This is a genomic window from Thalassospira xiamenensis M-5 = DSM 17429, from assembly GCF_000300235.2.
GTDB lineage: Bacteria > Pseudomonadota > Alphaproteobacteria > Rhodospirillales > Thalassospiraceae > Thalassospira > Thalassospira xiamenensis.
On record NZ_CP004388.1, the window covers coordinates 2,311,617 to 2,324,692 of the forward strand.

Here is a 13,076-nt window from a genome sequence, read left to right on the forward strand (position 1 = left end):
TTCCGAACCTCAGGCGTCGCCTAGTGCAATCCAGGTCGACTTGATTTCACAATATTTGTCCATCGCATGCAGCGAACGGTCACGACCGGTGCCCGATTGCTTGTAACCGCCAAACGGCATGGTGATGGATCCACCGTCCCAGCAATTGACCCAGACAAGACCGGCACGCAGTTTTTTCGCGGCCAGATGCGCCTTGTTGATATCGCGCGTCCATACGGCTGCGGCAAGTCCATATGGCGTATCATTTGCCGTCTGAACAGCCTCTTTCCAATCCTTGACCGAAATCACCGACAAAACCGGGCCAAAGATTTCTTCCTTGGCAATCGTCATGTCGTTTTTGACCGCATCAAAAACGGTTGGTTCGACATAATAGCCACCGGACTCGGTGCGTGCACGCTTGCCGCCGGTGCAAAGTTTTGCACCCTCGGCCGCCCCCTTCTCGATATAGCCGAGAACGCGGTTCATCTGATTTTCATCGACGATTGCGCCCATCTGGCTGTTCGGGTCTAGGGGGTCACCCGGCTGCATTTTGCGGCCTGCTGCAACCACTTTCTCGATGAATTCGTCCTTGATGCTTTCTTCGACAATCAGGCGCGAACCGGCCGTGCAAACCTCGCCCTGATTATAGAAAATTCCGCCTGCTGCCGCTTCGGCCGCCGCGTCCATGTCGGGGCAATCGGCCAGAACGATATTCGGGCTTTTTCCACCGCATTCCAGCCAGACGCGTTTCATGTTCGACTGACCGGAATATTGCAAGAACAGTTTCCCGACTTCGCCCGAACCGGTAAAAGTCACGCAATCAACATCGGGATGCAGACCAAGCGCCTTACCCGCCGTCGGGCCAAAGCCGGGCAGAACGTTCAGAACACCCGCCGGAAGACCGGCTTCGACCGCCAGCTCCGCAACACGGATCGCGGTTAATGGCGACTGTTCGGCAGGTTTGAGAATGATCGAGTTCCCCATCGCCAGTGCCGGACCCAGCTTCCAGACCGCCATCATCAGCGGGAAGTTCCATGGCACGACTGCCGCCACCACGCCCAGCGGTTCACGCGTGATCATACCGATTGCGCGTGCTTCACCCGGTGAAATCTCGTCATAAATCTTGTCAATCGCCTCTGCGTACCAGCGAATGCATTTATAGGACAACGGAATGTCATCACCCGCCGCAAGGCTGATCGGTTTGCCCATATCAAGACTTTCAAGCAGCGCCAGTTCGGCAGCATGCTTTTCCGTCAGATCGGCAAATTTCATCATGACGGCCTTGCGCTTGCCCGGTGATGCTTCCGACCAACTGCCTTTTTCAAAGACCGCACGCGCGGACTGCACCGCGCGATTGACGTCTTCAACATCGCATTCGGCGACTTGGGTCAAAATCTTGCCGTCGCGCGGGCTGATGCAATCAAACGTTTTACCCGATGCCGCATCGACATAAACGCCATTGATAAAGGCCTTGTTGCGGATCGTCAGGCTGGCGGCCTGTGCTCTAAGCTGTTCGAAATTCAACTGGTTTGTCATCGGAAATCCTCCTGACGGATCGCGCGTGCTGTTTGTTCCGCGCGATATTCAAACATGATGATTGTGCAATCAGTATGACGGTGGTGTCGCGGCACTGACAACTTCGCATTCAATGTCGCCCGCGTTACGAAACCGGTGCGGGATTTCCGCATTAAAGTAATAGGCGTCACCTGGCCCAAGAACCTGAACCCGTTCGCCCACCGTGACCTCAAGCTTGCCACGGACGACAACACCGGCCTCCTCACCCTTCTGGACGATCAGATTGTCGCCGGTATCGCCGCCGGGCGGATAAATTTCATGAAGGACGCGCAGATTGCGGTCCTTGCGTGTTGCGCCGACAAGACGCATCGACATGGTGCCATCGGAAAGCTCGACGAGGTCTTCCTTGCGAAAGAAAATCTCCTCGCCGTTTTCCAGATCAATCGTAAAGAAGTTGATCAGGCTCATAGGGATGCCTGCCAGAACCTTGGCCAGACTGTCGACCGACGGGCTGACCCGGTTCTGTTCAATCGTCGATATCGTGCTGTTGGTGACACCGGCGCGGCGCGCCAGTTCACGCTGGGATAGCCCGTACATGGTACGTACTGCTTTCAGGCGATCCCCAACCTTTTGTGACATCCGGTCTCTTCCCTGTCGGTCGCTCTTATCGGCGACCATTTTGCAAAAATGGCGTTATACCGCGTCAAGATACCAGCGGTATTCAAGCGGCGTGACCTCCGAGAAGAATTCATCATATTCGGAACGTCGACAGATATCGAATACCTCGACAAACCGTTCCCCCAGATATTCCTTGACGATGTCACCCTCGACAAAACGATCAAGTGCAGAAATCATGCTGCGCGGGACGATCTTGCCGCCATGCTGTTCATAGCCGTTACCAACAATCGGATCACCTGGATCAAGCTTGTTCTTGATGCCGTAATGCATCCCTGCAAGAACGCAGGCCAGAACCAGATACGGGTTGGCATCCGCGCCCGACACACGATGTTCGATACGCGCGGCCTGCGGGCTACCGGCTGGGATACGCAGGGCAACCGTACGGTTGTTAAGCCCCCAGTTTGGAGACATCGGCGCATAGGCCTTGTTCTGGAACCGACGGTAGGAATTCGGATTTGGCGCAAAAATCGCCATGCTTTCAAACATCGACGCCTGCAAGCCGCCAATAGCGTTCAACAGGAGATCCGAAACATCCTCGTCGCCCTTGGGCGACAGGGCGTTATTTCCTTCCTCGTCACGTAGCGACACATGAACGTGCAATCCGTTACCCGCCTGATCGGAATAGGGTTTTGCCATGAATGTCGCGGTCACACCATGATCCCAGGCAATACCTTTGACAACGCGCTTAAGCTGCATCGCGTGGTCTGCCGCCTGCATCGGATCATTGACATGACCCAGATTGATCTCGAACTGGCCGGGGCCAGCTTCGGCAACGATTGTATCAGCAGGAATGCCCTGACGGTTCAGTTCGGCAACCGCGTCGTGAAGGACTTTTTCGAAATCCTCGATCTGCTGGAGGCCATAGACCTGCACACCATCCGACGCGATCCCGCCGCCAAGCGGTGCGGGTGGCAAGGGTGCGGCAGTTTGTTCGTTCTGATCGGCAAGATAGAATTCAAGTTCCAGCGCCACGGTCGGATAGAAACCATCCGCTGCCAGACGATCCACAACCGCCTGCAAAACGTTGCGCGGATCGGCAAAGAATTTTGTACCGTCCAAGTTATACAGGCTCATCATGACCTGTGCCAACGGTAGCTCACCATAGGGAACCGCATGCAGGGTTCCCGGGATTGGCTTGGCGATATTGTCCTGATCACCACTGGACCAAAGCATGCCGGTACCTTCCGGGTTGTCGCCGGTGATATCCACCAGACACACAGAACCCGGCATGTTGATGCCTTCATGGAAGCTTTTAAGAAACTTCTGCTTGCTGATTCGCTTGCCCCGGAACACCCCGTTCACATCAGGAATGAGTAATTCGACAAGTTCTATATCCGGATTTGCTTCAAAGAATCGTTGAGCTTCCGCCCTACTGTCTTCGACGAACGACTTGTTCATCGTCTAATACTCCCAGAAAAGCCTGTTTATTTCACTTTTCATCGTGCCCCGCCCAATGATTGCGGTCAAGCCCCTCGTTCGATATATCGTGCAAATAATGCACTGCAAAATAAACGCACGACATCATTGCATTGGATATTAATAATGGTTTGAAACAACCAGTGCATATCAAATTTGGCACCAAGACGACAAAATTGTTTCATAAAATTTCCCCTTGCAAAGGTGTTCAAAAAAACGAACACTTGTCTCAGATGTTCAACATATCGCACAAAGCAGGCGACTATCGCTGTCAGGAGACGTTATGAATAATTTCGACAAAACCGCCTATTGGCAGGATATCGATCAGCAGCACCACATTCATCCGTTTACCGATACGGCCGACCTTAACAATCGTGGCACACGCGTGATTACACGCGCCAAAGGCGTCTTCATCGAAGATTCGCACGGTAAACAGTATCTGGACGGCATGGCTGGCTTGTGGTGCGTCAATGTCGGTTATGGCCGCAAGGAACTTGCCGAAGCCGCCTATAACCAGATGCTGGAATTGCCCTACTACAACAACTTCTTCCAGTGCGCGAACACGCCTGCGATCGAGCTTTCCAAAGTTCTTGCAGAAATCACGCCCGATGGTTTGAACCACGTATTTTATGCCAACTCCGGGTCGGAAGCGAACGACACGGTCGTGCGCATGGTGCGCCAGTACTGGAAGCTTAAAGGCCAGCCGGAACGCACCTACATCATCAGCCGCAAGAACGCCTATCACGGCTCGACCATTGCCGGGGCATCGCTTGGCGGGATGGCCGGGATGCATTCACAGGGCGGGCCGATGCTGCCTGATGTTGTGCATATCGATCAACCGTACTGGTACGGCGAAGGCGGCGATCATACCCCCGAAGAATTCGGCCTGATTGCCGCACGCAAGCTTGAAGAAAAAATCGAAGAACTTGGTGCCGACCGCGTCGGCGCCTTCATCGGCGAACCGATCCAGGGTGCCGGTGGCGTGATAATTCCGCCATCAACCTACTGGCCGGAAATTCAACGCATCTGCAAAAAATACGACATTCTTCTGATTGCAGATGAAGTCATTTGCGGATTTGGCCGTACCGGCAACTGGTTTGGCTCCGACACGTTCGATATCAAGCCGGACCTGATGCCAATGGCAAAGGGCATGTCGTCGGGTTACCTTCCGATTTCGGCCGTTATGGTCGGTGAACGGGTTGCTGACGTCCTGATCAACGAATGCGGCGAATTTACCCACGGCTTCACCTATTCCGGCCACCCGGCAGCCGCCGCCGTAGCCTTGGAAAACATCAGGATCATTCGCGATGAAAAGCTTGTTGAACGTGTCCGCGATGATATCGGTCCGTACTTTGCCGAAAAACTTAAAACCCTTGCCGATCATCCGCTGGTCGGGGCAGTTGAAACCGTCGGCCTGATTGCCGGTATTCCGCTGGTCGATAACAAGGCGACCCGCAAACCGTTCGATAAACCGGGCACGGTGGGCACGATCTGCCGGGATGCCTGTGTTGAAAATGGCGTTATCATGCGAGCCTGCGGTGATCGCATGGTGGCATCACCTCCGCTTTGCATCACGCACGACGAAGTCGATGAGCTGGTCAAACGCGCACGTGCCGCGTTTGATGCAACAGCCAGGAAAATCGGCAAAATGTAGGTTCCGATTTAAATCAAGACATTACACAAACACCCGGCGGGATATATCATTCGCCGGGTGTTTGTGATTTTGTCTCGAAACACTGCTGAAATGCCCTATCTCAAAAGAGTCCGCCATGCTCAAACGCCTTTATCAATCCCCCGCCTATCAAACCGCCACCCTGCCCGACAGCTATTGGGTTGCCAGTGCTGGCCATCTGCCCGAATGTGATCAAATGCCCGATGAGGGCACCATCACGGCCGATGTCGCGATCATTGGTGGCGGTTATTGCGGCCTGTCAGCTGCACTGGAACTGGCAGAAAGCGGCATTGATGTTGCGGTATTCGATGCCGGGCGTTCCGGATGGGGCGCATCAGGGCGCAATGGTGGATTTTGCTGCATGGGCGGAAGCGGCAAAAGCTATGCACAGCTTTCAAAGAAGTTTGGTGATGACCAAACACGCCATTTTGCCAAACTTCAACGCAGTGCGATTGACCTTGTCGCATCGCGGCTTGAAGAGTGGAATATTGATGCTGATCGTCATTCGGACGGGGAAGTCATACTGGCGCACAAAGCCAATCGGGTGGCGGAATTGCGCAAAGAGGCCGAGGAAAATAATCATTTTACCGGTATCGAAAGCGAATTCCTGACCAAGGACGAGCTTCGCGAACGCGGTCTTTGTGCGCAGGAAACCCATGCAGGATTGCACGTCAAAAAAGGTTTTGGCCTGCATCCGTTGAAATATCTGGCCGGACTGCATCGTGCCTGTGTAACCAAAGGTGTTCGGATATTTGAACAGGCGACCATTGAAGACCTCCAAGACACCGGGGACGGTTACATCCTGACCTGCAAAAATGTGCGAATTTCGGCGAACAAGGTCGTTATCGCCACTAATGGCTACAGCGCCGAAAACCTGCCAGACTGGATCGGCGGGCGATTGATGCCGGTCTTTTCGGGTATTCTTGTCACCCGACCGATGTCAGATCATGAGCTTGCAACGCAAGGCTGGACCAGCGACCTGATGGCGTTTGATACCCGCATCTTGCTGCACTATTTCCGTAAACTCCCTGATAATCGGTTCATGTTTGGCGGTCGCGGCGGCATCACGGCAACCCCCGCCGCATTTGATGATGCAAAACAGCATCTGTTGGCGCATTTTCGCCGGATGTTCCCCGCATGGCAGGATGTTGAAATCACCCATCACTGGAACGGTCTTGCCTGCCTTTCGCAGTCGTTCCGCCCCTATCTTGGTCGGGTTCCGGGGCATCGGGACGTCTGGACGGGACTTGCATGGCATGGCAACGGCGTCGCACTTGGAAGTCTGGCCGGGAAAATGCTGGGTCAGCAAATTCTGGGCGCCAAGGGCCCGGATGATGTCGGTGCCATCATGGGGACACCACCGGATCGTTTCCCGTTATCAAAGTTTCGCCGGATCGGCCGCAGTCTTGCCTATCGATATTATGGTCTGCGTGACGAGTTTGCGTAATCAGTCAAACTGACCTATGTCATGTCGCGGATATGGCCTTTGCGCTATTGCCCGGATTAATCCTTATCGAGCACGAGACGAGCATGTCAGATCAACCGACCCTTGCCGAAATCAAAGAACGGCGTGAAATCGCGACCCGCAAAATCCGCGAAGAAACCGGTATTGATCACCAAATGATCAAAGATATCGTGCATGGCTTTTATGCCAAGGTACACGACGACGCGATGCTGGGCCCGGTATTTGCCGAGAAGATCACGGATTGGGATCACCATTTGGAACGGATGTGCATGTTTTGGGCATCTGTGGCACTTGCCAGTGGTGCCTATGACGGTCGCCCGATGCAAAAGCACCTGACACTCAGGATCGACCGCACCCATTTTGATCGCTGGCTTGAATTATTTGCCGAAACACTGGCAGAGCATTGCGAAACAGCTGCCGCACGTCACTTCATGGAACGCGCCCTTCGGATTGCATCCAGTTTCGAAATCGGGATTGCTGCGCATAACGGCGTCATTCTGGGTAAAGGCGAACGTTACGATCCGGTTTCGGCATGGTCCCCGAAATAGGCCAGAACTCATAGTAATCAGCACACTGCAAAACTTTTTGTCAGCTTTCTTAAGACCGACATGTTGACAACATTGTCCTGCTCTGAACAAAATATTTTTACGTGTTATTACTAGACGGGGGCAATCTTCGCGCGCACTGAACTGGCAAATCAAAGGGCTTATATTGGCAGCCCTGCAAGATTGCTATGTGCCAGACCGATTGCAGAGTACGACGGACGAGAGCGGAGAAAGACGATATGTGGTCTTGGATTGGCGTCAGCGCAGTCATCATTCTAGCCCTGATTACCTATACGATTTATGGCCACAAACGTCATCTCAGCCCGACAAAGGGTAAGAAAATCGATCTTTCTCAACGCCCAAACAGCGCGCTTCTAATCATTGATCTGCAAGAAGACTTTACGCTGGCCACCGGCAAAAACGCCTATGAACCTGCCGCGGTCGAAAAAACGATTTCCGCGATCAATGAACTTGTTGAAATTGCCAACAAAACCGGTCAATCGGTGATCTCTGTCCGTCAGATATTCAAAGGCTGGTACATCAATCTTCTGGTTAGTCTGTTCAATAATGGGCGCGGTAGCCCGAAATCACCGGGCCTTGATCTTGATGCCCGCCTGAACGGCGATATCGATCATGACATTACCAAAGCCCGCGCCGATGCCTTCAGCGCGCCTGAACTTGAACGCGTTCTTGAACGCCAGAAAGTCGGCAAGCTGCACATCGTCGGTCTGGATGGAAATTACTGCGTCCAAGCAACAATGCAGGCCGCAATCAACCGCGGATATGATGTTTCATTCACCGATGCCGGTATTTTGGCGGTCAATCCCGGCATTTGGCAAAAAACCAAGGCCCGCCTCGCGGCGAGTGGTGCCAAAAGCACCATCACACAAGCCCCCGCCAAGGCATCCTGAAACTTTACAGTCTGTCGCGGATTGAATACCAGGTCATGGCAAGAACCAAAAACGGATAGCGCAACGCCTTGCCGCCCGGGAAACTTGGAATTTTGATGTTTGACATCACATCAAACCGGTCCATCGTGCCCGATATCGCATCGGCCATGATCTGCCCGGCCAGTGTCGCCATGGCAACCCCATGCCCGGAATAGCCCGTCGCGGTATAGACGCGGTCCTCTACCTTGCGGAAAAACGGCATGCGATTCATCGTAATCGCCAATGTCCCGCCCCAGCCATAATCGATTTTCACATCCTTAAGCTGCGGATAGACTTCCAGCATATGCGGCGCAACAAAGGATTTTATATCCTTGGGGAAGTGATAGCTGTATGTCTCGCCACCGCCAAACAACATGCGTTTATCAGCCGACAGGCGATAATAATTGATCACGAATTTTGAATCCGCCACCGCCACATCATCGCGGATCAGTTCACGCGCCAGATCATCGCCCAATGGCTCGGTCGCAATAACGAAATTGTTGATCGGCATCACCCGTCTGGCAACCCGGTCTTCCAGCCCGTCAAGATACCCGTTGCAGCCCAGCACCATCATATCCGCCGTCACCCGATGCCCTGATGCCGTTTTGACAATAACCTTTTCGTCATTGTCATAGCCATTAACCGTCGCGTTTTCAAAAATCCGCGCCCCGGCGGCACGTGCCGCATCCGCAAGTCCAAGCGCGAAATTCAGCGGATGAAGATGCCCCGCCCCCATATCAAGCGACCCGCCATAATAAAATTCCGACCCCAGCATGTCGCGGATTTCATCCCGGTCAACGGCACGGATCGCGTCATAGCCATATTCGGTCCGGAGTTTTTCGGTATATTCGTGCGTGCCTGCCACAAATCGTTCGCGATGATCGGCATGCAGAATGCCCGGTTTCCAGTCGCATTTGATGTCATGCTTGGTAATCAGGCTTTTGACGATATCCTTGGATTGCTCCGCAATATCCCATAGCTTTCTGGCATCGTCGCGACCGACCATCTTTTCAAGGTCGTCCTGCTCGCGGCGCTGTCCCGAACCGACCTGCCCGCCATTGCGCCCTGATGCACCCCAACCAACCCGATGCGCTTCAAGCAACACAACACTATATCCGCGTTCCGCCAGATGAAGTGCCGCGGACAGTCCGGTAAACCCGCCGCCGACAACAACAACATCGCAAACCTGATCCCCATCCAGTTCGACAAAGTGTTCGGTCTTGTTTGCCGTCGCGGCGTAATAGGACGACGGATATGCACCGGACTTGTCATTTGCGGTCAGGAAGCTTGGGGTAAACACGCGATGCCTCGGATTGGTTGTCTTGAGATTTATAATCCCGTCATGGTGCCGGAATTGATCGGACCATCAAGGGAAAACTGGCTAGAACCAGCCTTCGCACATGCTTTTCACCGATTATGTCAAAACAGGCAACAACCGGAACAAAGGATTGCGCAAAAACCGGTTTATAAGGGTAATTCAACGCGCCTGCGTTACAGCCTCAACCATACGAAGGGCGGTTTTGGTCGCAGCACATCCGCCGCGTGCCGTGCATCGCAAATCCGGATGCATCATGGCCCCGATTTTAACCGTCTGATCGACCAACTCGTCATATCCCAACACCGCATCAAACCCGGCCATAACCGCCATTGCCGATGAAAATGCGTGCGACACCCCGGCAACATTGCGCGCATGGCACGGGATTTCAACATCCCCGCCCACCGGATCACAGACAAGGCCCAGCGTATTCATCAAACACATGCTGGCAGCGTCAAAACATTGTACAGGTGTTCCGCCAAATGCCTGCGCCACACCCGCGGCCGCCATTGCCGCCGACGCACCGGTTTCCACCGAACAACCACCGCATTCGGCGGCAAAGGTTCCGCGCGCGGCAAACACGGCACCCACCAGCGCCATCACCTGCAACGCATCGGTCGCTCCATCCAGATCAATGCCATGCCGGATAAGGCCATACAGTGTGCCCGGAACCACACCAGCACTGCCTGCCGTTGGTGCAGCACAGACCAGTCCGCGATTGGAATCCCGTTCCATCGCCGAAAGCGCGCCTGCAATCGCATCCTGCAAAACCGCCCCGCCCAGCCCTGCGGGCAGATTGGCATCGCGAACCTTGCGCGCACGCAGGGTTAAAAACCGCATCACATTGTCTTCGGGCTTGGCATCGAACCCTTCGGCCACCACACGCAACATCAATTCGCACCGTTCACGAAAAAGCGCGCGCGTTGCATCACGTGAAAGACCAAGGCGCCTTGCTTCCAGAACCAGGCCCGCCTCGGCAAGTGATCCGCCCTGTTGCTCGGCCACCGCGATGACCGCATCGCTGGTCGAAAACAGATCATCAGTGGCACACACCGGATATTGCGAGGCAGCAGCGAAACGAACGTCTTTGATACCGTCCTGATCACGCAAAGAGGCTATCAACGTTGTATCAGGCAAGGCCTGCAGGGCAATTTCGCAGCGATCATGATCCGGATCGACCGATATTCCGAGCAACTTGTTGCCATTCAAAGCAAGCCCGGCCGCAATATCATCCGACCGCGCACCGATATCAGGGCACCAGACAAACACACTTGCGGTTTTGCCAGTCAGAAAGACCGGTTCGCCATTCATCGCATCGATGTAATACATCCCGCCACCAACCGATGCACCGGCATACAGATCGGCACGATCCGCGCCATTCCGCTCGGTTACGGTCAGTTCAAGGTCAACACGATTGGGATGGTTGTTGTTTTCAAGTTCGACGATTTCGACCGCGAAGAGAAATCCCTCGCCCCGCGTCACACGCGGTAAAATGTCACGGTAATCTGTATCCGTCAGCGCCGCCCCGGCAAAACCGGCGGCAAAATTTTCATCCGAACTTTGTGCCTGATACACGGGCGCAAACGACCCGCGCGGATCGAAACGGACAATCGCCTTTTTCAAAACCTCGCCATTGCTGCACGATAATTCGCGCGCGACCTTCGCCATCATATAAGGTGCTGCCCAATGGGAACTTGATGGACCGCGCATCACGGGGCCAATAACGGAGTTAAGCAGACTAATTTCTTGCATGGCGGGGCAATCCGGGAAAATTGCATATGATTTTCCCCGATGATCGCGCGCAAGATGGACGAAAGCAATGACCGAAACGAAAAATCCCCGGTCCTGAAAGATCAAAGACCGGGGATGAGCAGTATCAGCGCTGTTTGGTTTCCCATTCAGGATGGACGAAATATGGCGCATTTGATGGCGGCAACGGATCGCGTCCGCGAATGATATCTGCGGCCTTTTCCCCGATCATGATGGTCGGGGCATTCAAATTGCCCGATGCGATTGTCGGCATGATGGAACTGTCCACCACGCGCAGGCCTTCGATACCATGCACGCGCGTTTTTTCATCCACCACTGCCATATCGTCGCTGCCCATCTTGCACGAACAGGACGGGTGATAGGCACTTTCGGCATGATCGGCGACCCATGCATTGATTTCATCATCGGTCTGAATGTCCCTGCCCGGCGAAATTTCAATACCGCGCAGGTCCTTGAAGGCATCCTGTGCGAAAATCTCGCGGGTCAGACGCACGGATGCGCGCATTTCTTCCCAGTCTTCCGGATGGCTCATGTAATTGGGATCAACAATCGGGCGCTTTGCCGGATCGTTTGATGCCAACCGGACCGTGCCGCGCGATTTGGACCGCATCGGACCGACATGCGCCTGGAAACCATCCTTTTCGGCGGCTTTGGATCCGTTATAGTTAATCGCAGCCGGTATAAAGTGATATTGCAGGTCAGGATGCTGAATACCCGCTTTTGACCGGATAAACCCACCGGCTTCAAAATGGTTGGTCGCACCAAGCCCGGTTTTGAAAAGATACCATTCCAACCCGATCTTGAATTTGTTCCAAGGATCAAGCTTGCTGTTCAGACTGATCGGCTGGGTGCATTCCATCTGGACGTAAAGTTCCAGATGGTCCTGAAGGTTTTCACCAACACCGGGGATATCGGCCACTACATCAATCCCGTGTTCGCGCAAATGTGCTGCCGGACCAACTCCAGACAACATCAAAAGCTTGGGCGAATTGATCGATCCTGCCGAAATAATCACCTCGCGCTCGACCGTCGCGCGTTTGAGTTCACCACGGTGGGTGAAATCAAGTCCGATGGCGCGTTTTCCATCAAAAACAACGCGCTGCGCCAGTGCCTTGTCATGAACTGTCAAATTCGGACGTTTCATTGCCGGATGCAAATAGGCCCGCGCGGTTGACCAGCGGCGGCCCTTGTAAACCGTCATATCCATCGTCCCCAGACCTTCCTGGCGATAGCCATTCTGGTCGGGAGTAAATTCATAACCGGCTTCCTGACCGGCCTTGATCCACGCCTTGTGCAGCGGGTTTTTGCAAGCCCCCGTGGTGACATGCAGCGGGCCATCTCCGCCATGATATTCGTCACCATTGGTGTCTTCATTGCGCGTATCGGCCTTGCGGAAATACGGCAGGCACCGCGCATAATCCCATTCTTTCAGCGCCGCATCCTGTTCCGCCCAGCGATTGTAATCAAGTGCATGACCACGAACATAGGCCATGCCGTTGATTGAACTGGAACCACCGAAAACACGCCCGCGCGGTGTTTCCATACGGCGATTGTTAAGGTTCGCCTGCGGCGTCGTCCAATAGGCCCAGTTATAGGTTTCCGACTGCATCGGATAGGAAAGTGCGGTTGGCATATGGATGCGCCAATCCCACCAATGATCAACCGGTCCGGCTTCAACCACCAGCACCTTGACTTCCGGGTCCTCGGTCAGGCGACTGGCCAGAACGGCACCGGCAGAACCGGAACCGACAATAACGTAATCGTACTTTTCCGTGGTGGTCGGCGTATTCAT

General features: G+C 54.2%; 10 protein-coding genes. 4 read left to right on the top strand and 6 right to left on the bottom strand.

Annotated features, from left to right (window positions below; translation table 11 throughout):
- Window positions 1–9: 9 nt before the first annotated feature.
- From TH3_RS10895 to TH3_RS10905, 3 genes are all read right to left on the bottom strand, one after another.
- A complete protein-coding gene (locus TH3_RS10895; RefSeq protein ID WP_007089375.1) occupies window positions 10–1,515 on the bottom strand; it encodes an aldehyde dehydrogenase in 1,506 nt (501 codons plus the stop codon).
- A gap of 69 nt (window positions 1,516–1,584) precedes the next feature.
- Window positions 1,585–2,133 carry a cupin domain-containing protein gene (locus TH3_RS10900; RefSeq protein ID WP_007089374.1) on the bottom strand — a complete coding sequence of 183 codons (549 nt, stop codon included), beginning with the start codon at window positions 2,131–2,133 and terminating at the stop codon, window positions 1,585–1,587.
- Between the two features lie 54 nt (window positions 2,134–2,187).
- Window positions 2,188–3,570: a glutamine synthetase family protein gene (locus TH3_RS10905; RefSeq protein ID WP_007089373.1), complete on the bottom strand. Its 1,383-nt coding sequence runs from the start codon at window positions 3,568–3,570 to the stop codon at window positions 2,188–2,190.
- Window positions 3,571–3,871: 301 nt separating this feature from the next.
- Between TH3_RS10905 and TH3_RS10910 the strand changes: the two genes are divergently transcribed.
- From TH3_RS10910 to TH3_RS10925, 4 genes are all read left to right on the top strand, one after another.
- On the top strand, window positions 3,872–5,242 hold the full coding sequence (locus TH3_RS10910; protein ID WP_007089372.1) for an aspartate aminotransferase family protein: 1,371 nt from the start codon (window positions 3,872–3,874) through the stop codon (window positions 5,240–5,242).
- 115 nt (window positions 5,243–5,357) lie between these two features.
- Entirely contained in the window at window positions 5,358–6,707 is a 1,350-nt protein-coding gene (locus tag TH3_RS10915; protein WP_007089371.1) for an NAD(P)/FAD-dependent oxidoreductase, read from the top strand.
- Between the two features lie 83 nt (window positions 6,708–6,790).
- Window positions 6,791–7,273 (top strand): group III truncated hemoglobin, encoded by a 483-nt coding sequence (locus TH3_RS10920; RefSeq protein ID WP_007089370.1) that lies wholly within the window; start codon window positions 6,791–6,793, stop codon window positions 7,271–7,273.
- Between the two features lie 236 nt (window positions 7,274–7,509).
- Entirely contained in the window at window positions 7,510–8,181 is a 672-nt protein-coding gene (locus TH3_RS10925) for a cysteine hydrolase family protein (RefSeq protein ID WP_007089369.1), read from the top strand.
- Window positions 8,182–8,185: 4 nt separating this feature from the next.
- Here TH3_RS10925 and TH3_RS10930 read toward each other — a convergent pair whose 3' ends face one another.
- The 3 genes from TH3_RS10930 to betA all read right to left on the bottom strand — a co-directional run bounded on the left by TH3_RS10930 (window position 8,186) and on the right by betA (window position 13,076).
- The gene (locus TH3_RS10930) at window positions 8,186–9,499 is read right to left on the bottom strand and encodes an NAD(P)/FAD-dependent oxidoreductase (protein WP_007089368.1); all 1,314 of its coding nucleotides are present in this window, start codon (window positions 9,497–9,499) and stop codon (window positions 8,186–8,188) included.
- A 177-nt stretch (window positions 9,500–9,676) separates the two neighbouring features.
- Window positions 9,677–11,266, bottom strand: a complete 1,590-nt coding sequence (locus TH3_RS10935) for an L-serine ammonia-lyase, iron-sulfur-dependent, subunit alpha (protein WP_040060858.1) — start codon at window positions 11,264–11,266, stop codon at window positions 9,677–9,679.
- A 124-nt stretch (window positions 11,267–11,390) separates the two neighbouring features.
- Complete coding sequence (betA, locus tag TH3_RS10940) at window positions 11,391–13,076, bottom strand: choline dehydrogenase (RefSeq protein WP_007089366.1); 1,686 nt, start codon at window positions 13,074–13,076, stop codon at window positions 11,391–11,393.